This window comes from Trebonia kvetii, assembly GCF_007827045.1.
GTDB lineage: Bacteria > Actinomycetota > Actinomycetes > Streptosporangiales > Streptosporangiaceae > Trebonia > Trebonia kvetii.
On the sequence record NZ_RPFW01000001.1, the window covers coordinates 215,367 to 237,640 of the forward strand.

The 22,274-nt window shown below is 70.8% G+C and carries 17 protein-coding genes and 1 pseudogene; 9 read left to right on the forward strand and 9 right to left on the reverse strand.

Translation table 11 applies throughout. From position 1 onward, the window contains the following. Positions 1-213: 213 nt before the first annotated feature. The 5 genes from EAS64_RS00915 to EAS64_RS00930 all read left to right on the forward strand — a co-directional run bounded on the left by EAS64_RS00915 (position 214) and on the right by EAS64_RS00930 (position 4,208). Positions 214-1,173, forward strand: a complete 960-nt coding sequence (locus EAS64_RS00915; RefSeq protein ID WP_145850810.1) for a DUF929 family protein — start codon at positions 214-216, stop codon at positions 1,171-1,173. A 90-nt stretch (positions 1,174-1,263) separates the two neighbouring features. Beyond that, entirely contained in the window at positions 1,264-2,205 is a 942-nt protein-coding gene (locus EAS64_RS00920; RefSeq protein ID WP_145850811.1) for a DUF929 family protein, read from the forward strand. An 82-nt stretch (positions 2,206-2,287) separates the two neighbouring features. Continuing rightward, entirely contained in the window at positions 2,288-2,941 is a 654-nt protein-coding gene (locus tag EAS64_RS00925; protein ID WP_145850812.1) for a vitamin K epoxide reductase family protein, read from the forward strand. Between the two features lie 173 nt (positions 2,942-3,114). Then, the gene (locus EAS64_RS43160; protein ID WP_187365599.1) at positions 3,115-3,279 is read left to right on the forward strand and encodes a hypothetical protein; all 165 of its coding nucleotides are present in this window, start codon (positions 3,115-3,117) and stop codon (positions 3,277-3,279) included. 11 nt (positions 3,280-3,290) lie between these two features. Continuing rightward, on the forward strand, positions 3,291-4,208 hold the full coding sequence (locus EAS64_RS00930) for a cytochrome c oxidase assembly protein (protein WP_145850813.1): 918 nt from the start codon (positions 3,291-3,293) through the stop codon (positions 4,206-4,208). Here EAS64_RS00930 and EAS64_RS46615 read toward each other — a convergent pair. Continuing rightward, positions 4,167-5,573 carry a DMT family transporter gene (locus EAS64_RS46615; protein WP_145850814.1) on the reverse strand — a complete coding sequence of 469 codons (1,407 nt, stop codon included), beginning with the start codon at positions 5,571-5,573 and terminating at the stop codon, positions 4,167-4,169. The two genes, EAS64_RS00930 and EAS64_RS46615, sit on opposite strands and share 42 nt — an antisense overlap. Before the next feature lie 378 nt (positions 5,574-5,951). Between EAS64_RS46615 and EAS64_RS00940 the strand changes: the two genes are divergently transcribed. Then, positions 5,952-6,521, forward strand: a complete 570-nt coding sequence (locus tag EAS64_RS00940) for a helix-turn-helix domain-containing protein (protein ID WP_145850815.1) — start codon at positions 5,952-5,954, stop codon at positions 6,519-6,521. On the opposite strand, the gene EAS64_RS00945 is transcribed toward EAS64_RS00940, so the two are convergent. Next, entirely contained in the window at positions 6,518-7,036 is a 519-nt protein-coding gene (locus EAS64_RS00945) for a gamma carbonic anhydrase family protein (protein ID WP_222848908.1), read from the reverse strand. The two genes, EAS64_RS00940 and EAS64_RS00945, sit on opposite strands and share 4 nt — an antisense overlap. Before the next feature lie 24 nt (positions 7,037-7,060). Here EAS64_RS00945 and EAS64_RS00950 point away from each other — a divergent pair, with 24 nt between their 5' ends. After that, complete coding sequence (locus EAS64_RS00950) at positions 7,061-9,094, forward strand: ATP-dependent DNA helicase (RefSeq protein ID WP_439333576.1); 2,034 nt, start codon at positions 7,061-7,063, stop codon at positions 9,092-9,094. Between the two features lie 29 nt (positions 9,095-9,123). On the opposite strand, the gene EAS64_RS00955 is transcribed toward EAS64_RS00950, so the two are convergent. Next, a complete protein-coding gene (locus tag EAS64_RS00955; protein ID WP_145850817.1) occupies positions 9,124-10,611 on the reverse strand; it encodes a carboxylesterase/lipase family protein in 1,488 nt (495 codons plus the stop codon). 339 nt (positions 10,612-10,950) lie between these two features. Between EAS64_RS00955 and EAS64_RS00965 the strand changes: the two genes are divergently transcribed. Further along, positions 10,951-11,622, forward strand: a complete 672-nt coding sequence (locus EAS64_RS00965; protein WP_145850818.1) for a pentapeptide repeat-containing protein — start codon at positions 10,951-10,953, stop codon at positions 11,620-11,622. Here the strand turns inward: EAS64_RS00965 and murD are convergent. The 3 genes from murD to EAS64_RS00980 all read right to left on the reverse strand — a co-directional run bounded on the left by murD (position 11,619) and on the right by EAS64_RS00980 (position 15,693). After that, the gene (gene murD, locus EAS64_RS00970; protein WP_145850819.1) at positions 11,619-13,043 is read right to left on the reverse strand and encodes a UDP-N-acetylmuramoyl-L-alanine--D-glutamate ligase; all 1,425 of its coding nucleotides are present in this window, start codon (positions 13,041-13,043) and stop codon (positions 11,619-11,621) included. The genes EAS64_RS00965 and murD overlap by 4 nt on opposite strands. Further along, positions 13,040-14,410 (reverse strand): MurL-like N-terminal domain-containing, encoded by a 1,371-nt coding sequence (locus EAS64_RS00975; protein ID WP_145850820.1) that lies wholly within the window; start codon positions 14,408-14,410, stop codon positions 13,040-13,042. The genes murD and EAS64_RS00975 overlap by 4 nt, the downstream gene beginning before the upstream one ends. 119 nt (positions 14,411-14,529) lie before the next feature. Further along, positions 14,530-15,693 (reverse strand): glycerate kinase, encoded by a 1,164-nt coding sequence (locus EAS64_RS00980; RefSeq protein WP_145850821.1) that lies wholly within the window; start codon positions 15,691-15,693, stop codon positions 14,530-14,532. Positions 15,694-15,876: 183 nt separating this feature from the next. On the opposite strand from EAS64_RS00980, the pseudogene EAS64_RS00985 reads away from it, so the two are divergent. Beyond that, a pseudogene (locus tag EAS64_RS00985) lies at positions 15,877-17,007 on the forward strand (ISAzo13 family transposase); the annotation flags it as partial. Here EAS64_RS00985 and EAS64_RS00990 read toward each other — a convergent pair. The 3 genes from EAS64_RS00990 to EAS64_RS01000 all read right to left on the reverse strand — a co-directional run bounded on the left by EAS64_RS00990 (position 17,005) and on the right by EAS64_RS01000 (position 22,149). Next, on the reverse strand, positions 17,005-18,156 hold the full coding sequence (locus EAS64_RS00990; RefSeq protein ID WP_246115481.1) for a dipeptidase: 1,152 nt from the start codon (positions 18,154-18,156) through the stop codon (positions 17,005-17,007). The pseudogene EAS64_RS00985 and the gene EAS64_RS00990 overlap by 3 nt on opposite strands. A 34-nt stretch (positions 18,157-18,190) precedes the next feature. Then, on the reverse strand, positions 18,191-19,627 hold the full coding sequence (locus tag EAS64_RS00995; RefSeq protein WP_222848910.1) for a DHA2 family efflux MFS transporter permease subunit: 1,437 nt from the start codon (positions 19,625-19,627) through the stop codon (positions 18,191-18,193). A 122-nt stretch (positions 19,628-19,749) separates the two neighbouring features. After that, the gene (locus tag EAS64_RS01000) at positions 19,750-22,149 is read right to left on the reverse strand and encodes an FHA domain-containing protein (RefSeq protein WP_187365600.1); all 2,400 of its coding nucleotides are present in this window, start codon (positions 22,147-22,149) and stop codon (positions 19,750-19,752) included. Between the last annotated feature and the right edge of the window lie 125 nt (positions 22,150-22,274).

The window sequence follows — 22,274 nt, forward strand, 5'->3', positions numbered from 1 at the left end:
GCACACGCAGCCAGCCCGGTGGTCGCCACGGTCCGGTGCATGGCGTCCCTCGCCGCTTGCCCGGATCGGTGAGGGCACACCCCCCTCGTGCCCTGCCGTGACAGCCGGCCCCCATGGCTTCCCCCCTCACTCCAGCCGTGGGGGCCGGCGCCATTTCGCCCGCAAGTAATCGCTCCGACTTCGATACACTGCGAGACCAGATGGTCGCACGCAGTGACTTCGGGGGTGGGGATGGCGAAGGCGGGCTCACCGGGCTCATCGGGCGCACCGGGAAAGGGCGATGACCGGCGGGCGCGGATCGCGGCGCAGCGGGCGGCGGAACAGCGCGCACAACGGCGGAACCGGCTCCTGCTGGCCGGCGGCGCGGTCGTGGTGGTCGTGGGCGTGGTGCTCGGGCTGGTCTTGGCCAATGGCGGCGGCGGCTCGCCGAGTTCGTCGGGGACCGCGACGCCGGGCCCGACAGGGACCGCGCTCGCTGCGGTGACCAGCCAGGTCACCTCGGTGCCAGCGGCGACGCTTGACCAGGTGGGCCCGGGGCAAGGGGTGAACTCGCTGCCGACCCGCATCACCGGGGACCCGCTGAGCAGCGGCGGCAAGCCGGAGATGCTCTACATCGGCGCCGAGTACTGCCCCTACTGCGCGGCGGAACGCTGGGCGATGATCGTCGCGCTTAGCCGGTTCGGCACGTTCAGCGGGCTCAGCACCATCCGCTCGGCGGCGCACAACGGGGCGGGCGACGCGGAGCCCTACCCGAACACCCCGACCTGGACGTTCTACAAGTCCACCTACACGAGCAGTTACCTGGCGTTCACTCCCGTCGAGGAATACACCAACATCCCCGACCCGTCCACCGGCGGTTACACCACGCTGATGAACCTCACCGCGGAGCAGCAGGCGCTCATCACCAAGTACGACGCGGCGAACCAGGGCGCGATCCCGTTCATCGACTACGGCAACAAGTTCACCAGCGTCGGCGCGTCCTACGACCCGAACCTGCTCAAGGACCTGAGCTGGGCGCAGATCGCCGCCGACCTGCACGATCCGTCCAGTCCCGTCGCGAAAGCGGTGCTCGGAACGGCCAACTACGCGACCGCCGCGCTCTGCGAGATGACCGGGAACAAGCCAGCCACCGCGTGCACCGCGACCGTCCGCTCGCTGCAGGCCAAGATTTAACTGGGCGTCACTGAACGTTCAGCTCAACCAGAGGTTTCTCTCAGCTTGAACGCGGCCATATCCCTCGCAAATCCCCCTACGATTGTTGCCATGGGCAAAGCGAGCAGGACCAAGCAAGACGTCGACAGGCGCGCGCGCGTCGCCGCGCAGCGTGAGGCGGCGCGCCGCGCCGAGCAGCGCAAGCGGATCTACCTGGCAGGCGGGTCCATCCTGGCCGTCGCCATCGTGGTCGTCGCCTTCGTGCTCGTGAAGCTGAACAGCGGCGGCGGTGCGTCGGCCAGTGCCCCGACGGGCGCCGCGCTCACCTCGGTGACCAATCAGGTCACCAACATCCCCGTCAGCGTCACCGACAAGGTGGCGGACGGCGGTGTCAGCAAGGGGATCTTCGCCTCTGCCCATACGGCCGCCGACGTCAAGACCGTGTCGAGCAACCTCGGCTCGTACATGGCGACCGTCAACGGCACGCCGCTCACCTCGAACGGCAAGCCAGAGGTGCTGTACATCGGCGGCGAGTACTGCCCGTACTGCGCGGCCGAGCGGTGGGCGATGGTCAACGCGTTCAGCCGGTTCGGCACCTTCACCGGGTTGAAGACGGCGCACTCGTCAGGCTCGGACGTCTACCCGAACACGCCCACGTTCACGTTCGTCGGTTCCAAGTACACCAGCAAGTACATCACCTTCACCCCGGTCGAGGAGTTCGGCGCAGAGAGCAACATCACGCTGCAGACCCCGACCGCGGCTCAGCAGACGCTCGCCACGACCTACGACCCGGGTGGCGCGATCCCGTTCATCGACCTGGGCAACAAGTACGCCGAGGTCGGCAACCTCTTGCCGCTGTCGCCGAGCATGATGACGGGCAAGACCTGGGCGCAGGTGGCCGCGGCGATGAGCAACCCGACCTCGTCGCTCGGCAAGGCACTTGTCGGCAACGCGAACTACCTGACCGCGGCGACCTGCGTGCTCACGAACAACCAGCCGGCCAGCGCCTGCACCCCGGCCATCCAGAAGCTGGAAGCCAACCTCGCCAAGTAGGCCGCTACTGGCGGCCCCCAGGGCTGCCAGTTAGGCTGGCGGCGACTGCTTGTAGTGCCCGATCTCACTGGAGACATCCCCGATGGCAAACTCTAAGGCGCGCTCGACGGGGCGGCCTGGGTCCGGCTCGCCTTCCAGGTCCGCCCGGACGATGGCGGCCGTCAAGGCCACGCCGAACAGCCGCCCGGTGATCAGGCCGACCGTCGAGGCCTTCGATCCCGACGAGCCAGCGGACGCCCTGATCGAGGCTGCGCCGGCCCGTCCTGTCGGCCAGCCGACGTGGCTCCAGGTCGTCTCCTTCGTGCTGGCCATCATTGGCCTGGGGATCTCCTCGTACGAGACGTGGGCGCACTTCCATGGCTCACACCTGGCCGGCTGCTCTACCACGGGCGGCGGCTGCACCGCCGTCATCACCAGCCCGCAGTCGATGGTCTTCGGCGTCATCCCCGTGGCGATCCTCGGCCTGGCCTTCTACGTGGCCGCTGTGCCGCTGTTCTCCCCGTGGGCATGGCGCATGAAGCGCCGCGAGGTGCATCTGGTCAGGCTGGCGTCCATGGTCGTGGGCATGGGCTTCGTGATGTACCTGATCTACGCCGAGCTGTACCAGATCGGCAGCATCTGCGAGTACTGCACCGGCGTGCACATCGTGACGTTCCTGCTGTTCTGCATCACCGTGTTCAGCGCGGCGATCTGGGGGCTCCGCGGTCGCGAGGAGCAGTCAACCCTCCCCGGATGACATTCTGCTCATGTTGCCCGTAACGCCCTGGTAGTGCGCATTCCCCCTCGGTAGGGTGACCGCATGCCTGGCATGAACTCGGGCCCGAGCCCTGCCAGCCCGATCCTCGAGTCCGTGTCGACGCGCCGGGCGCCGCGGCCAAGGGGGCCGCGCAGTGGACACTGCTGCCGCGGGTGCCGTCAGGGACCCGCGTGCTCGCTTCGGGACCGGGCGGCGCGACGGACGCGTTCGCCGTGTCGGGCGCCACGGTGACCGTGTGGCGACTCAAGCCCAAGGCGACCGTGTGGTCGAAGGTACAGACGATCAGCGTGCCGGTTCAGTACGGCTCCTCCAGTTAGGTCGGGTCCGCATGCACTACATCCTGGACAACTGGGCGTTCGACCCGTTTATCGTGGTCGTCGCCGTCGTGGTCGCCTGGCACGAGATCGGGCTGTTCCGGCTGGCCGAGCGGTCACGGCCGGAGCGCACCAGGGAGCGGCGCGTCCGGTCACTCTGGTTCTACTCCGGGCTGCTCGTGCTGCTGCTCGCCGTCGTGTCGCCGATCGACTACTGGGCCGACTCGTACTTCACGGTGCACATGGTTCAGCACCTGCTGCTGATGTTCGCAGCGCCGTCGCTCGTCGTCGCGGGCGCGCCGGGGCAGCCGCTGCTCGACGCGCTCCCCGGACGGTCGGGGAAGGCGGTTACGCGGTCGATGCTGGCGGACGACTGGTCGCGGCCGCTGCGCGCGCTGTTCCGGTTCGTCAGCGGGCCGGTCGTCGCGGTGGTGCTGTTCAACCTCGCGATGATCGTGTGGCACATCCCCGCCGCGTTCGACCTGGCGGCGAACAACTCCGCGGTGCACATCTGGCTCGAGCACGGGACGTTCTTCGCGACCGGCGTGCTGTTCTGGCTGCAGTTCATTCCGTCGCCGCCGTTCAGGTCCCGGATGCCGATACTCGGGCGGGTTGCCGCACTGCTCGCCACCAACGTCGTGATGATCTTCATTGCGATGACGCTGTCGATCTTCGCGACACACTCCATCTACGCGCCCTACGACCACGTGCCCGGGGTGACCCTGCCGTCGTTCGCCGACCAGCAGATCGGCGCGGCTGTCCTGTGGGTGTGCGGCGACTTCTGGGCGCTGCCCACGATGATCATGACGATCAGGAAGCTGCTCAACGACGAGGCGGGCCTCGGCCCGGCGCTGGAGCGGTTCGTCAACCGGGGCAGCCGGGCGGCGACGTCAGGCTCCTGGACCGCCCGCGCTCCGCGCAAGGTCGGCTGACCTCCCCGCTGCGGCCTGCCCCACTGCGCGGGCTGCGGTGAGGCGGGCGAGTAAGGCGAGGGCGTCGGGGCGGAAGGTGTCCGCGGGCTCGCCAGAGGGGGCAGCGGGCTCGCCGGAAGAGGCAGGGCCGCCCTCGGGGTAGGTAGCGCGGCCGTCGGGGTAGCCGACGTCGCCGTCGGGGTAGCCGGCGCGGCCGTCGGGATGGCCGGCGTCGCTGTCGGGGTAGCCGGCGTCACCGGGCAGGGTGGTGCTGCCGGCATCGGCGGAGCGACGGGAGGTGGCCGCGGGATCGGGATCGGCCGAGTTGGTCGCGGGGTCTTGCGGGGCTGGGGCCTTGCCGTTGACGTGCGTGATGTGGTCGGTACGCGGTCTCGGCGGCTTCGCAGGATGCTTCGGGCGGCCGGGGAAGGTGGCCAGGTTCCGCGGGACATGGGGCACGTGCGGGACGCGAGGCACATGCGGGACGATGGGGACGTGCGGGAGGCTTGGCGGGGTCCAGGCGCGGAGCTGGGAAAGCGCGGGTGCGCGGCCGACGATGATCACGCCGGCGATGAGCGCGGCGATGCCCGCCGCCTGGAGCGCGAGTTCGCCGGGGGTGATCTGGATCCGGTCGCCGAACACGAGCACGCCGAGGAGCAGCCCGACGACCGGCTCCCCCGCCGAGATGGCGGGGAGTGATTGCGGCAGCGGGCCGGCGCTGAACGCGCTCTGCATCAGCCAGATGCCGATGGCGCCGGCGCCGACAAGCGCGTAGGGGGCCCAGGTGTGGAACATCGCGCCCGCGCCGTTCGACTCAAGGACCTGCAGCGTCTGCCTGGTGAGCGCGTCCTGGACGCCGAAGACCAGGCCGGCGGCCGTGCCGGTGAGCATGGCCCGGGTCCGGCCGGGGTGCCCCCGCCCGGCCTGGACGGCGAGGAACGCGATGCCGGCGATCACCGCCGCAGCCGGCCAGTGCGATACCGAGCCGAAGGACAGGCCGATCGGCTTGGCCGACCGTGACGCCGACAGCAGCGCCACCCCGGTGCACAGCACCACCGCGCCGAAGATCTCCCAGAACCTGAGCTTGGCCTTGGCGATGGGCACGGCGAGCACGAGGGCGAACACGAGGTTGGTGGTGAGCAGCGGCTCCACGAAGCCGAGCGACAGCTTGCCGATCGACCAGGCGGCGAGCACCTGCCCGGCGATCATGCTCGCGATGCCCGCGAGCCAGCGTGGCCTCCGCAGCAGGTCGAGTATCAGGCGCAACGACAAGAACCGCGAGTCGGGCTCCGCCTGCGCGGCGTTCTGCTGCAGCACGAACCCGAGGCCGATCAGCAGCGCCGCGAACAGCGTGAGCACGTAGTCGAGGCTGACGTCGACGTCCACGGCACCCTTCTGTCCGTCCCGCTATGCCTTTCCGCGCGGCCGATCCCATCGGCGCTGTCTGCCAGCTGGCGCGCAGCCGGGGGTGCGGGGGGACGCCCGCCCGGATATCAACTGTAACCGTGCCATCACCGTCCGGCGATCAGGCCAGGCGGTCGGGCGCGGCGGCCGGCGGTTGCCGGCTTGCGAATCTCCTACCCGCTGCGTCTATCATCACAAGCTCGGAATGATAACGTTCACGCTCTTGTGAGCCCTTTGGCCGTTCGTTTTTTCTCAGCTCGCGAGACCGTCATTCCCACTCAAATAATGGCAGGTCAAGCCTTACTATCATCATGGCGGCAGGTGGGTGCCGTCGTGAGGGATCGGGTAGGGAGAGCTTGGGTGGGGGAAGCAACCGCAGTGCCAAGGGCGGCGCGTGCCGCTCGCGAGCGTACGGCCGTCAGACGGCGCGCCGTCGGCACAAGAGACCGGATCATCGCGCATCTCGCGCTTGTCGCCGAGATCTCGGACCGGACGGGAATGGCCAGCACCGAGCTGGCAAAGGCAGTCGGCTATCCGGGGTCGAGCGTGGCCTTCGCGCAGCTGCTTTCCGGCATGGAGCGTGACGGCCTCATCAGCCGTGAGGTGCGTGGCAAGCGCACCTACCGGATCAGCCTGTCGGCGCCGCCTGCCGCCAGGATCAGCCAGTCGGCTGCGGCGGATAGCGGCGTGCTCTCGGCGGAGTACTCCAGTGTGCCTGACTACGACGAGCTCGCCGACAGGGTGCTGATCCGGCTGCTGCGGCGGCTCGCCGAGCTGCGGCCGGCGGAACTCGCGGCGCTCGAGCGACTCCTGGTGCCCGGGCAGTCCGCGGTCGAGGAGGTAAGCCTTCTGCGTCCCACGGACGCGGCGGCACCGGCGCTCAGCCATGCCGAGCCTGACGAAGTGCCTGACGAGTTGAAGGTCGTCTAGCCGATCCGGCGCAGGCCGGAGCGGTGGTGGCGCGCCGTCTCTATGTAGTTCTGGACGGCGCGCTCGGTCCAGTTGGGATCCACGTCCGAGCGCTTGATCGTGGCGGGGACGCCCGCCACGAGCGAGCCCGGCGGCACGACAAAGCCCTCGGAGACCACGGCCCCCGCGGCGACGATTGAGCCCGTGCCGACGACCACGCGGTTGAGCGTCACCGAGCCCGAGCCGATCAGGCACCGGGGCTCGACCACGCAGCCCTCCAGGTGGGCGTTGTGGCCGACCACGCAGTCCTCGCCGATGATGGTCGGCCATTGCGCGGTGCAGTGCACGATGGTCCCGTCCTGCACCGACGTGCGGGCGCCTACCGAGATGTAGCCGTGGTCGCCGCGCAGCACCGCGCCCGGCCACACCGAGGCCTCGGGGCCGATCGTGACTCGTCCGATAACAACGGCATCAGGAGCGACATAGGCGGATTCGTCGATCTCCGGCTCGTCGTCGTCCAGGGCGTAAATTGACACTGGCATAGGGTAGCGTCTTGGCTCGTGGCCAGCGCTTCCGAGGCAAACCTCCCCACCTCTTCCGAGCCGGATTCTCCGGTCGCGGAGCTACTCGCCACCGCGGTCGGCGCCATCGGCGGCGCGGAGCGGTCCGGCCAGACGGTGATGGCCAGGGCCGTCTGGGACTCCGTGAACGACGGGACCCACCTCGCCGTGCAGGCAGGAACCGGGACGGGCAAGTCGCTCGCCTACCTGGTGCCCGCCATGCAGCTCGCCGCCGACAGGCGGGGACCGGTGGTCGTGTCCACGGCCACGATCGCGCTGCAGCGCCAGCTGGTGGACCGTGACCTGCCCACCCTCGCCGCCGCGCTGCGCGAGCCGCTCGGCCGCACACCCGAGTTCGCCATACTCAAGGGGCGCAACAACTACCTGTGCCTCAACAAGCTGCGCAACGGTCCGGAAGACGAGCAGGATTCGCTGTTCGACGCCCTCGGCGGTCAGGCACAGACCAGCCAGCTCGGCGCGCATATCAAGCGGCTGCACCAGTGGGCGGCCGCCACGAGCACCGGTGACAGGGACGAGATGGTCCCCGGGGTGCCCGACCAGGCGTGGCGGCAGGTCTCCGTGACGGCGCGCGAGTGCCTCGGCCCCGGACGCTGCCCGTTCGGCGTCCAGTGCTTCTCCGAGCGTGCCAGGCGGATGGCCGCCGAGGCCGACGTCATCGTGACCAACCACGCGCTGCTCGCCATCGACACCCTCGGCGAGGGCGGCATCCTGCCCGAGCACCGGGTCGTCATCGTCGACGAGGCGCACGAGCTCGTCGACCGGGTCACCTCGGTCGCCACCGGCGAGCTGTCCGGGTACGCCATCGACTTCGCGGTGCGGCGGACAGGCAAGCTCGCAGACGACGGGGAGATCGCCCGGCTGTCCGAGGCGGGCAACGCGCTGACCCCGCTGCTCGCCACCATGCCGGCCGGCCGGATGGACCAGCTCGACCTGGGGCTAGGCGCGACGCTCGCGGCGCTGCGCGACGCCGCCATGGCCTGCGCGGCGCAGGTGCGCAAGATCGCGGGCACCAAGGACGAGAGCGCTGACCCCGCCGAGGTCACCGCGGCGCAGACCGCGCTCGTCAGCCTCGAGGAGATCGGGGTGGTCGCGGACCGGATGATCAGCGCCTTCGACCAGCCCATCGCCGAGCGCGAGGAGGTCGTCTGGCTGGAGCGGCCCGAGGACTGGTCGGAGAGCACCAGGCCGGCTTCGCTGCACGTCGCGCCGCTCGAGGTGGGCGAGGTCCTGGCCGAGCACCTGTTCGCAGACAAGACCGTCGTGCTCACCTCGGCCACGCTCACCCTCGGCGGTTCGTTCACGCCGCTCGCCCGGCAGTGGGGCCTCGACGCCGACGCCATGGGACACGAGTGGACAGGGATCGACGTGGGCTCGCCGTTCGCGCACGGGCGCAGCGGCATCCTCTACGTGGCCAAGCACCTGCCACCGCCGTCGCGCGACGGACTGCCCCCCGAGTACATGGACGAGCTCTGGGAGCTGATCAAGGCGGCGGGCGGCCGGACGCTCGGGCTGTTCTCCTCGATGCGCGGCGCGCGGGCCGCGGCCGCCGCGATGCGCGAGTGCCTGCCGTTCCCCGTGCTGTGCCAGGGCGATGACTCCACCATGCAGCTGGTGAAGGAGTTCGCGGCGGACGAGCCGACCTGCCTGTTCGGCACGCTGTCGCTGTGGCAGGGAGTGGACGTGCCCGGGCCGTCGCTGCGGCTCGTGGTCATCGACAGGATCCCGTTCCCACGGCCGGACGACCCGCTCGCCTCGGCCCGCACCAGGGCGGCGGACGCACGCGGCGGGTCCGGGTTCATGGAGGTGTCGGCGAACCACGCCGCCCTGCTGCTAGCTCAGGGGGCCGGACGGCTGCTGCGGTCCATGGACGACCGCGGCGTCGTCGCCGTGCTCGATTCCCGGCTCGTCACCAAGCGGTACGGGGAGTACCTGCGGGCGTCGCTGCCGCCGTTCTGGCAGACCACCGATCCGAAGGTGGTTCGCGGCGCGCTTGAGCGGCTAGCGGCCAGCTGAGCGAGGTCAGCGAGCGGAGCACTGGAGCCTCAGGGCAGCTCGAGCGCGTCGAACATGTGCCGCTCCCACAGTCGCATCGAGGTCTCCTCGGGGTAGGACGCGACGTCCGGCTGCAGGTCGTAGACCCGCGTCGCCCGGTGCTCGGTGCCGTAAAGCGGCCAGCCGGGGTCGCCGGAGGCGGCGAAGGCCAGCCACTCGCCGCGCATCAGGGCGCCGAGCGCGATGAACTGCGCGGGCGGCTCCGCACCAGTCAGCATCGGGCCGATGCCCTCGCTGCGGGCGCCGAACAGCAGCGGTATGTCGAGCGCGTGGCAGGCGCCGTACGGGCCGCCCGGCGCCTGCGCCGTCAGCTCGTACAGGCGCGTGGTGCCGCCGGCGGCGGCGTGCGCCTGCGCCAGGTGCAGCGTCGGCATGCGGAACAGCCAGTCGGAGAAGACCACCTCGAACAGGCCGCCCGCGTCCAGGTCGGGATAGGCCTTCCGGTACCCGGCCGGGCCATCAGGCGCGGGCGCGAAGTAGTCGAGCACCGTGTTCAACTCGGACTCGGTGATCTTGCCGAGACGCCCGGATGCCGCGATGAACAGCCGGTACTCGTCCCTGTTATGGCCGGTGAGCAGTTCCACGTCGCGGGCCGCGCCGGACACCAGGGCCCGCCAGGGAGTCCGTGGCAGCACCTCACCGTCGACGACAGGGGAGAACGGGGTGTCGGTGATCCGCAGCGCGCCCCACTCGGTGTACTCCTGCATTCGCGCCGTCACGCTCGCCTGGGCCGCGACGAGGCGCATCGGGTCGGCCTTGGTGAGCGCCTCGTGCGTCGGCGGCAGGCCGGCCACGGCGGCGATCGATTCGGTGACCGCGGCGGCGAGCTCCGGCGTGAAGAACGTGCCAGGCACCGACTGGGCGATGGCACGACGGAACAGGCCGGCGGCGGCGGGCATCGCGAGCAGCGCGGCGATCACGCCCGCGCCCGCCGACTCGCCGAAGACCGTGACGTTGGCCGGGTCGCCGCCGAACTGCTCGATGTTGTCCCTGACCCAGCGCAGTGCCGCGACGGCGTCGAGCAGGCCGCGGTTGGCGGGCGCGCCCTCGATGTGCGCGAAGCCCTCGACGCCGAGCCGGTAGTTGCAGGAGACGAAGACCGCGCCGCCGGCCGCGAATGGCGCGCCTTCGTAGCTGGCGCCCGAGCCGAACAGGTACGCGCCGCCGTGGATCCAGACCATGACGGGCAGCGTCCGCGCCTCGGTGTCCGGCGTCCACACGTTGACCGTCAGCCACTCGCCCGTCTCGTCCGGCGGCGGCTCCGGTGTGCCGGGGAAGGCGGCCTGCGGCGCCTGCGGGCCGAACGCCGCCGCATCGCGCACCCCGTCCCAGCGTTCCGTCGGTTCCGGCGCCAGGAACCGGCCCTCGCCAAGCGGCGGCTTCGCGAACGGGATGCCGCGGAAGACCGCGTTCCCGTGCTCAACGCGGCCCCGGACCCTGCCGGACGTGGTGGAAACCTCAGGCTCGGCTGGGCCCATAGGGGCGACCTCCCGCTGCGTCGATGGAGCGATAAGCGATATAGGACCTTTTTTTACGACTTAAGTCAATTTACTGGCTCGAGCACGACCACCGGGATCCTGCGCGGCGCCGCCTTCTACTCGTACTGCGCGAACGCGGGCCTGCGCTGCTGCTGCCTGCAGACCCGCTGCCGTCCGCTGCGTGCCCCGGTATGGTGCAGCAGAAGGATGTCCGACCCCTGGAACGGTCCGCCGACCCCGGCCGCCGTTGGCACGGAACTCAGCGATGATCTGGCCGTTGAAGTCATTCACTTCAGGCGCACGGAACTCAGTCATGACGTTTAGTTTAGGAATGGAAACGTGAAGTCACCACGCGATGTCGGCGACTTGCCGTTCGGCAAGGAACTTGAGCCCTTCGACGAGGCGGAAGAACTCGAACCCGAGGGTGACTACGACCGGCTGCTATTCTCCCGCTACGCGTTCTCCGACGCCGACGCCTCCGGGGCGCGGTTCGCCGAGTCGGCGTTCACCGGCGCCGCCTTCGAGGGCGGGCGGCTGCGCCGGGCGCGGCTTTCGGACGTGTGGTTCGGCGACACCCGGTTCGTGGCGGTGGAACTGGCGGAGGCGTCGCTGACCGACGTCTGGTTCAACGGCAGCGTGTTCGCCGGGGTGCAGGCCTTCTCCATGGCCGGCCGGCGGGTGCTGCTGCGCGGCTGCAAGCTCGACTCGGTCAACTTCCGCGACGCCAGGCTGACCGACGTGACGTTCGAGGACTGCGTGCTGCGCGACGTGGACTTCGCCTCGGCGAAGCTGGTCCGGGTGCGGTTCTCAGGCAGCACGCTGGCCAACGTCGACTTCACCCGTGTCACCTGCCAGGACGTTGACCTGCGGGGCGCGACGCTCGGCTCGGCGAGCACGCCTGGCATCAAGGCAGGATTCGACGCGCTGCGCGGCGTCCGGATCGACTCGCTGCAGCTGATGACGCTCGCACCGCTGCTCGCCCACCACCTGGGCATCACGGTGGCGGACTAGGGCTGGCCCAGCGCCCGCATCGCGGCGGCGAACTGGTCGCCGCGATCCCGGTAGTCGCGGAAGCGGCCGAAGCTTGGTGCGGCAGGCGACAGCAGCACGATGCCGTCAGGCCGCGCCCAGCGGAACGCCTCGCCGACGGCGGCCTCCATGTCCTGGCACTCGATGACGCCGGAAAAGGCGGGGTCCCTGCTTGCCCGCGGGGGCGACCCCCCCAAACCCCCCCGGCGAATCACCGTACTTGCCCGGGGGGGCGACCCCCCCAAACCCCCCCGGCGAGTCACCGTGGTGGTTGCCGTCTCCGCGAAGGCCGCCGCGATCCGCGGGCCGCTGTCGGGCAGCGTCAGAACGATTGTCGGTTCTTGCCTACCCCGCACGTTCTGCGCGAGCGGGGTGTAGTCGATGCCGCGGTCCTGACCGCCGACGATGAGCGCCACCCGCGAGCCGGGGAAGGACTCGAGGGCGGCGAGCGTCGGCAGCACGTTCGTCGACAGCGAGTCGTCGATGAACGTGACGCCGTCCAGCGTGCCCACCGGGGTCAGCCGGCTGGGCAGCGGCGCGAAGCCGTCGGCCGCCGCGGCGAGCCTTTCGTCGTCGTCCGCGCCGGCAATGCCTAGCGCCAGCAGAACCTGGCGGGCGATCAGCGCGTTGCGCCGGTTGTGCCTGCCCGGCAGGCCAAGTCGGTCCATCCAGACGGCGCCTGGCTCGTCGGCGTCGCTGACCCACTCGACCTTCGGGCCGAGCAGCGCTGCCCGCTCGCGGAGCAGCGCGCTGTCGCCGTTGGCGACGGTGAGCACGGCGCCTGGCTGCGCGGTGGCCGACAGCTTGTCCGCGTAGTACCGCTCGACACCGCCGTGCCAGGGCAGGTGGTCGGGGTGCAGCGACGTCACGGCGGTGACCGGCGGGGTCACCGCGACGTCGGCCGCCGTGTAGCTGGACACCTCGATCACCCAGAAGTCGAAGTCGCCCGCCTGCTCCGGGTCGTACGGCGCGACGCCGAAGTTGCCGCCGACCATGGCCTTGCGGCCGAGGCCGCGCAGCAGGTGGCCGATGACCGACGAGGTGGTGGACTTGCCCTTCGTTCCCGTCACGTAGACGACGCGGGACAGGTCCGCCTCGTTCACCCACAGGCCGAGGCCGCCGGCCAGGGTCACCCCCGCCAGGCGCAGTTCGTCCGCCTCGGGGCGGTAGGGGCTGATGCCCGGCGTCTTGATGACCACCTCGCAGGCCCTAAGGGCGTCAAGGCCTCCGTCGGCGGTGGGGAGTACGCCGCTCTCGTTCGGGCTGTCATCGACGAGGACCGGCGCGATGGCAAGGCTGCGCAGCTTGCGCACCGTCGCCTGGCCCTCCTTGCCGAGGCCCCAGACGCCGACCTTGGCCCCTCGCAGGTCCGGCCAGCGCAGGGTGGTCCGCCCGGCGGTCATGCGTCCTCGAGTGAGTACTCCGCGGGGATGAAGCTGGCGCCGACCGGGCGGCGCATGGCGGCGATCTCCGCCTCGGTGGGTGCGTCGGGACGGCCGGTGATCTCGGCGGCCAGTTCCTGGAGCAGCGGGGTGGCGGCCCGGTCGGCGCGCCTGGCGGCGAGGACCACGGCGGCGCGGCACTCGGTGATCTCGCCGACGCACTCGAACGGCTTGGTGCCCGCGCCGAGCAGCGCCTCGAACTTGGGCCTGAGCGCCGGGTTGCCGAGCGGCTCGCTGGCGCCGCCGTCGGCGGCGAAGACCGCCGCGAGCTGGTCCTGAGACATGAAGGGGGCGAGGATCAGGTCGATAAACGCGCACTTGTCGCACTCGCCGCACCAGTGGCCGAGGCGGCGGCTGATGTCGAGGTGGAACGCGCGGTTACAGCTGCGGAAGGTGGCGTGGTACTGGGTGAGCGCGGCGAACCGCTCCCCCACCCACAGCTCGGTGCGGTCGCGGAGCGCGGAGAAGTACCCGGGCAGGCCCTCCGCCCGCAGCAGGTCACGGAAGTCGGCCTCGAAGGCCGCCGACTTGGACCACTGGTGGTTGATCTGGCGTCCGTCGTGCTCGAGCGTCGGGACCGAGGCCGACCACTCGTTGGACATCACCACCGTGTCCCGGCCGGCCAGGACGGCCGCAAGGACCGCGATCGCCGAGATGATGCCGGTCACCGGCACGTGCCCGTTGCGGAAGCCGAGTTCGGCGGAGCGCAGCAGCTGCGGGTCGATCTCCCTGCCCGCCCGCAGCACGGGGAGGCCGCTGACCGCGGCCGGCCGCTCGATCGCCGCGAACCGGTCACCCGGGCGGCTGACGACGAAGAGCACGATGTCGCCGGTCCGCTTGCGGATGCCCTCGACGGTCACGATCGAGTCGATGCCGCCGCCGAAGGGGATCAGCGGGCGCAGGCCGCTCTGGGTGGCCTTGTCCTGGCTCTGTGGGACGTCCGGTGCTTGTCGCGCCTCGATGCGCAGGTCGCTGAGGTCAAGGCCGTTGCGGTAGGCGTACTCGCCGAGGCCCGCCAGGTAGAACTCGCGCAGGAAGGTCCGCTCGCGTCCGGTCAGCGCGGTGTCGCCGAGGTCGATCACCGGCGGCGCGGCCGTCTTGTAATAGGAGACGGCCGCGAGCACGTAGACGAGGCGCGCGGCGGCGCGGGCCGCGGGCGAATCCCAGGCGGGGCCGGGCGTGAGCGACACCCGTTCGGTGAACTCCCGGCCGTCGAGCGAGTACCGGCAGGTCAGCAGCCCTCGGTCGGCGTCGGTGGCGAACCCTTCGTACCTGAAGACCTGCCCGCGCGCGGGCGCGGGCTGCGGAGAAACATCTGGCGGAGTCATCGCCAGCGAGTCTAGCGAGGCCGCAGGCCTGTGGTTCACCGATGCGGGCCACCCGCCCTGCCCGGCCGGCCGCCGGTGCCTCGGCTGGCCCGGCTGGCCCACTGGCCCGGCCGGCTCCGTCAGGTGAGCCAGTCGGCGGCGATGCGCTCGCCGAGCCTCTCGACCAGCGGTCCTGCGTCGGCGAAGCACCTGGCCATGTCTGGCTCGATCTCGGTCAGCGCGTAGGCGGCGGCGATCCCCGCGGCGCGCAGTTCGTCCCTGGTCAGCGCGCAGCGGCCCGCCACCGCGACCACCGGGATGCTCGGGTCGCGCGCGGCCACGGCGCGGGCCACGCCGGCCGGCGTCTTGCCGCGCAGCGTCTGGGCATCGAGCGAACCCTCGCCGGTGATCACCAGCCGTGCCCCGCGCAGCCGGGTGCCGAAAGACACCAGGTCGAGAAGGTAATCGATGCCGGGACGCATCCGCGCACCGAGGAAAGCGAGCGCGGCGAAGCCGAGCCCGCCCGCCGCCCCGGCGCCTGGCGCGTCCCGGTATCCGCCTGCGGCGGCCTCCGCGACGTCGGCCCAGCGTTCCAGGGCGGCGTCGAGCAGTGGCACGTCGGCGGGCGACGCGCCCTTCTGCGGTCCGTAGACCGCGGCAGCGCCTGCCGGGCCGAGCAGCGGGTTGTCCACGTCCGAGGCAAGCACGAACTCGATGCCGTCCAGATCGCGCAACGCGGAGAGGTCAAGAGCCGCCAGGCGGCCGAGCGCGGCGCCGCCCGGCGGAAGCTCGTGGCCGGACGCGTCGGTGAGCCGGGCGCCCAGCGCCTGGAGCAGGCCGGCGCCGCCGTCTGTGGTGGCGCTTCCGCCCACGCCGAGCACGATCCTTCTCGCGCCCATTCCCGCGGCCCCCAGGATCAGCTCCCCCACGCCCCTGGTGGTCGCGGTCAGCGGAGCCAGGGTCCCTGGCGGGAGCAGTGCGAGCCCGTTGGCCGCCGCCGCCTCGACGACCGCGGTCTCGCCGCGGATCGCGAAGGACGCAAGCACCGGCTCGCCGACGGGTCCCGTCACCTGCTCCTCGACCCGCTGGTACCCGGCGGCCACGGCCGCGTCAACCGTGCCGTCGCCGCCGTCCGCGACGGGCACCCACACGGTCTCGCCGGCGAAGCCGCCGCGCTTGAGGCCCGCGGCGACCCGGGCGGCCACCTCCGCCCCGGTCAGGCTCCCCTTGAACTTGTCCGGGGCGATCACGACATGACCACGGGTCTCTGCACCCGCTACCGGAGGGGTCTCAGGGACGGCCATAGGGCGAGCGTACTGGAGTGACTACGCCACCGCCCTTCCGGCCGCGCGGCCGGCTGGGCGGCCCGGCTTGGCCGGGCGCCCGGCGCACCCAGGAACGCGTCTTTGGGACTGCGTAACAATAACCCGTGGGTTTCCGGGTCTGGCATGCTGTGTTCCGTGGCTCCGAAGATGATCACGGTGGAGATGCTGGCGGCGAAGTTCGGGTCGATCTTGCCGCAGCTGGACGAGCGACAGCGGCGGCTGCTGCTGGGAGTCGAGGCGCGGGCGCTGGGGCACGGGGGGATCCGGATGGTGGCCCGGGCCGCCGGCGTCCGCGAGGCGACGGTGTCGCTGGGCGTCAGCGATCTGGAAGGCGAAGCGCTGCCCCCGGGGCGGGCCCGCCGTCCGGGCGGCGGGCGCAAGCGGTCCGCCGACCTGGACCCTGGCCTCGTCCCGGCGCTGCTGGCCCTGGTCGAGCCGGAAGAGCGCGGCGATCCCGCCTCGCCGCTGCGGTGGACGGTCAAGTCGACCCGCACCCTGGCGGCCGAGCTGTCCGCGCAGGGTCACAAGGTGTCGCCGGGCACGGTCGGAGACCTGCTGCGCGGGCAGGGGTTCAGCCTGCAGGGCAACGCCAAGGTCATCGAGGGAAGCTCGCACCCGGACCGGGACGCCCAGTTCCGCTACATCAACGGCCAGGCCGCGGTGTTCCAGGCGGCCGGCGACCCGGTGGTCAGCGTGGACGCCAAGAAGAAGGAGCTGGTCGGGGAGTTCGGCAACGCCGGCCGCCAGTGGCGGCCCGCCGGCTCCCCGGCGCGGGTCCGCGACCACGACTTCGCCTCCGAGGGCGACGGCAAGGCGATCCCCTACGGCATATACGACCTTGCCGCGAACGCCGGCTGGGTCAGCGTCGGCACCGACCATGACACCGCCGCGTTCGCCGTGGAGACCATCCGCCGCTGGTGGAACACCCGCGGCCGGGCGGACTACCCCGCCGCCGGGCGGCTGCTGATCACCGCTGACGCCGGCGGCGCCAACGGCTACCGGTCGCGGGCCTGGAAGACGGGCCTGGCCGCCCTCGCCCTGGAAACGGGCCTGGAGATCACCGTCTGCCACTTCCCGCCCGGCACCTCCAAGTGGAACAAGATCGAGCACCGCCTGTTCTCCTGCATCACCATGAACTGGCGCGGCCGGCCCCTGACCAGCCACGAAGTCGTAGTCGAGTCCATCGCCGCCACCACCACCCGCACCGGGCTGACCGTCCACGCCGAGCTCGACCCCGGCAGCTACCCCACCGGGGTCAAGGTCAGCGACGCCGAGATGGACGCCCTCCCCCTAATGGGAGTTGGCGGCGGACTCGGCGCCGCGGAGGGCGCGCAGGATGTTGCCGCCGGCCAGGGCCTGCAGGTCGGCTTCTGACCAGCGGCGGTCGCGCAGCTCGGCGAACAGGGCGGGGTACCTGGAGACGTCGTGCAGGCCCTCGGGGAGGATCGGGGTGCCGTCGAAGTCGGCGCCGATGCCCACGTTGGCGACACCAGCCACCTCGCGGACATGCTCGATGTGGTCCGCCACCTGGGCGATGGTCGCGGGCGGCAGCGGGTTGTCCTTCTCCCAGTCCGGCAGGATGCCGAAGACCTGCGACGGGTTGTCCGGGTCGAGGCCGCGGCTCCCCGCGCAGGCGCGCATGCCGTTGAACCAGTCGGTGCAGGCCTGGGAGACGAAGAACGGGACGAAGGCGACCATGCAGACGCCGCCGTTGCCCGCGAGCCTGGCCAGAACCTCGTCTGGCACGTTGCGCGGGTTCTCGGTGATTGCCCTGGCGCTCGAGTGGGAGAAGATCACCGGGGCCGTGGCGATGTCCAGCGCCTGGTTCATCGTGGTGACGGCCACGTGCGACAGGTCGACGAGCATGCCGAGGCGCTGCATCTCGGTCACCACCTCCCGGCCGAAGGCCGAGAGTCCGCCGCAGTCGGGCTCATCGGTCGCCGAGTCGGCCCAGCCGACGTTGTCGTTGTGGGTCAGCGTCATGTAACGGACGCCGAGGGCGTACAGGGAGCGGAGCACGCCGAGCGAGCTGTTGATGGAGTGGCCGCCCTCGGCGCCGAGCAGCGAGGCGATCTTGCCCGCCTGGAAGGCCGCGTCCACGTCGTCGGCGGTGAGCGCGAGCTGGAAGCGGTTCGGGTAGGCGGCGATCATCCGGTGCACCAGGTCGACCTGCTCGAACACCGCGGTTACCGCGGTGTCGCCGGCCAGCGAGGACGGGACGTAGACCGACCAGAACTGGCCGGCGACACCGCCCTCCACCAGGCGCGGTATGTCGGTGTGGGTGTTCGCCACCCGACCGGTCAGGCCCGCGGCGGCGGGGTCAAGCGCGAACTTCTCCCTGATCTCCCACGGCAGGTCATTGTGGCCGTCGATCAGCGGGAAGCGGCTGAGCATCGCGCGGGTCAGGGACAGGGAGAGGGCAGCGCCATCAGCAGTAACCACGGGCATTAGGTTACACAGGCGCCATGTGCCCTGGTCAGGCAGCTTCTGGGAGGACCGGAGGCGTCGCCGTCGTCGTCTTGCCCGCCATCGTCGGTGCGGCCGCCGCGTCGTCGACGAAGAAGCAGAACACCAGGCCAACGGCCATCAGGGCGGCAGCGGTGAGGAACGCGAGCCGGTAGCCGGCAAGGTCGGCCGCGCCCGCTTCGGTCGCGGCGACCACCGTGCCGAGCAGGGCGACGCCGGCCGCCGCGCCCGCCTGCCTGAAGGTGTTGACCAAGGTGGAGGCGTGCCCGGTCTCCGCCGCGGTGATCGTGGCCATGTTGGCGGCCTGCGAGGGGGATATCGCGAAGCCGAACGAGAAGCCGGTGCAGTACATCAGCAGCGGGATCAGCCAGTTGGCGTCAGACGGGCCGGCCAGGGCCATCAGGCCGATCGAGGCGATGGCGCCGCTCATGCCGGCGATCATCAGGCGGCGCGGACCGGTCCGCTTGTACAGGCGGGTGGTGATCTGCACGCCGGTCATGCCGCCGAGCGCCTCGGTGAAGGTGGACAGGCCGGAGTGGACCGCGGAGAAGCCGAGGCCGTTCTGCAGGAAAAGCGGGACAAGGAACAGCGTGCCGAGGAAGCCGCCCGACGCCGCGGTGGCCTGGAGGCTGGTGATGCGGAACAGCCCGTCGCGGTACAGGCCCAGCCGCAACAACGGCTCGGCGGCTCGCCGCTCCACGACAAGGAAGACAGCGAGCAGAGCCAAGCCGGCCAGGCCGGTGGCGAGCACCACGGCAGATCCCCAGCCGTCAGTCGCGCCGGTCGACAGCGCGTACATGAACAGCGGGAACCCGGCGCCCGCCAGCAGGAAGCCGGGCACGTCGAACCGGCCGGCCGGGTGCTCGGAGCCCGCGGGCAGGAAGAGCAAGCCGACCACGATGGCGGCGACGCCTACCGGCAGGTTGATGTAGAAGATCCAGCGCCAGGACAGGCCGTCCACCAGGGCGCCGCCGATCACCGGCCCGAGCGCCGGGGCGAGCAGCGTCGGCACGATCAGTATCTGGTTGGCCTTGATCCGCTCGGCCGGCGGGAACGCCCTCGTGATCAGCGTCATACCGACGGGGACGAGCATTCCGCCGCCGAGGCCCTGCAGCGCGCGGAACGCGACGAGTTCCGGCAGCGACTGCGCCACTCCGCACAGCGCCGACGCCGCGGTGAACACGGTGATCGCGGCGAGCAGCACGTTCCTGCCGCCGAAGCGGTCGCCCACCCAGCCCGACGCGGGCATCGCCACCGCCAGCGTCACCAGGTAGGCGGTGACGACGCCGCTCACCGAGCCGATCGGCACGGCGAAGTGCCTGCTCAGCGTAGGCAGCGCGACGTTGACCACGGTGCCGTCCATGATGTTCATGAACATCGCGGCCACGAACACCGCGCTGACAATGACCTTCTGGTTGACCTGGCGGACCGGGAGGGAAAACGTCACGAACTACTACAAGACCGCCGATGTCCCGCATCTTCCCGAGAAAGCGGCCCGCGACGCAGATCACGCGCGTCGCGGGCCTGTCCCGGTGCCGCCGCCGGCCCCGGGGGCTAGACCGCGGAGGGCTAGACCCCGGAGGGCGGGGTCGCTCCGGCGGGCGCCGAGCCGTGCTTGCGCCTGCGCGGGCCGATCGTGGCGAGCCGGAGGCGGGCGATGATCACCCAGATCACGCCGATCAGCAGCAGCACGACGATGTTGATGATCCACTGCTTGGCGCTTTGCGCCCACAGCGCGTCGGGCGGTGACGGCTGGAGCGGGTTCTGCGGGTTGATGACGTTCAGGTTGACCGTCCCGGCGAGCGCGCCCATGCCCCAGCGGGCCGGCGCGATCATGGAGACGAACGTCACCGGGGATTGCAGCGGGAACATGCCGCCGGACAGCGCCACCTGCACCATGGTGATGCCGACGAGGATGGGCATGGTCTGGTCGCTCTTGGTCACCAGCGTGGAGACCGCGAGGCCGAGCAGCATGGACACCACGCAGAGCACGGCCATCGCGATGAAGATCTCGATGAGCGCCGGCCCCGGGATCACCACTCCGCTCGACGGCATCTTCTGCCCCGCGAGGCCGACCATGACGATCAGCAGCACTTGCAGCACGCAGATCACGCTGAGCACCAGGATCTTGGAGAACAGGTAGGCGGTGGCCGACAGGCCCGCCATCCGTTCCCGTTCGAAGATGTCGCGTTCCTTGATGAACTCGCGGATGGACAGGGCGGTCCCGGTGAGGACCGCCGACATCACCAGGATCATCAGCAGCTGGAGAGCGTTGGTGTTGGGGTGGCGGGCGTCGCCGGTCAGGCCGAGCTTGTCGGGCATCGCGCGGATCAGCACGCCCAGCAGCACCGGCATCAGCAGCGTGGTGTACAGGAAGGCGCGGTCCGCCCACATCACCTTGCGGTACCGGCGGGCCATGGTGGAGATCTGGCTGAGCAGCGGCTGCTGCTTCGGCGACGCTCCGGTGGGCGCCGGCCGTTCGGGTGTCCGCTGGCGCACCGAGATCGGGGTGGCGACGTACTTCACGAAGTCCGTCGAGCTCCGGTACTCGCCCGACCAGTCGCGGGCCGGCTCGTCGGCGAACCGCTGGAAGACGTCCGCCCAGTCGTCCTTGCCGAAGTACTTCAGCCCGTCGGCGGGCGGCCCGAAGTAGGCCATCTTGCCGCCGGGCTGGAGCACGATGATCCGGTCGCACATGTCGAGCAGCTTCGACTCCACGTCGTGCGTGATGACGACGACCGACTGGCCGGTGGCGCCGTGCGGGTCGGCCATCTTGCGCATCTGCAGGAACATCTCGCGCTTGAGGTGCGGGTCGAGCGGCGAGGTCGGCTCGTCGAGGAACAGCAGGGTCGGCCTGGTCAGCAGCTCGAGGCCGATGTTCACCCGCTTCTTCTGCCCGCCGGACAGCCGCTCGATCCTGGTGTTGGCGTGCGGCGTCATCGACAGCTCGTCGAGCACCTCGCCGACCCGCTGGTTCCGCTCGTCCTCGCCGGTGTCGGACGGGAAGCGCAGTTCGGCCGCGTAGCCGAGCGCCGTGCGCGCCGTGAGCTGGTCGTGGGTCACCGACTCCTGCGGCACCAGGCCGATGCGGTGCCGCAGCTCGTCGTAGTTGTCGTACAGGTCACGGAAGTCGTAGTAGACGCCGCCACTGTTCGCCGGACGCTTGCCGGTCAGCGCGTTCAGCAGCGTGGACTTGCCCGCGCCCGCCGGGCCGATGACCGCCAGCATGGAGCGCTCGGCGAGCGGGAAGGTGATCCCGTCGAGCAGGACCTTCTGCTTGCCGCCGTCGCCCACCGTGACCCGCAGCTCGTGCGCCTCGAAGGTGGCACGACCGTCGTCGACGTACTCGATCAGCTCGCCGCCGGTCAGCCGGAACGTGGCGTGGCCGATCGCGATGATGTCGTTGTCGGACAGCTCCGCCTGGTTGACCCGGGCGCCGTTGACGAACGTGCCGTTGTGGCTGCCCAGGTCGATGATCTGGTATGTCCCGGTCGCCGACTTGCGCAGCTCCGCGTGCTGCTTGGACACGCCGAGGTCGGAGACAACGATGTCGTTGTCCGGCCGGCGGCCGATGTGCATCACCTTCGCCTGCAACTGCACGCGCGTCGTGGGGTCGCGGATGACGCCCGGCAGGAACGTGGTGTCGCCCTCGACGGACTCCCGCGGCGGCAGCCGTGGCGGCTCCTGCGGGCGTTCAGGCGCGGCGAGCTCGAAACGGAGCACCGGGCCGTCCTCGGGGTGCCCGAAGTGGAGCACGTAAGGGCCGTTGATCTCCAGGCGGCCGACCCGCTCCGCGCCGAGGAACGTGCCGTTGCGGCTGTTGCGGTCCTCAAGGACCCAGGTCGGCCCTTCCGCGCGCAGCACCGCGTGCTCCCACGACACCCGCGCGTCGATCAACGGGATGTCCGCCTGTTCGTCTCGCCCGATGCGGTATTCCTGCCCACTGTCCAGCCGGTGGGTGTTACGCACCGTGCGTACCAGTAGGGGAGGTGCGGCATGCGAACTTTGCGCCACTTGATTCCCCACCGACGAATTCCTCCCGCTCAATCCGCCTCATCGGCAGCTTTATGTTTCCGTCGCGCACCTGTAGCGTC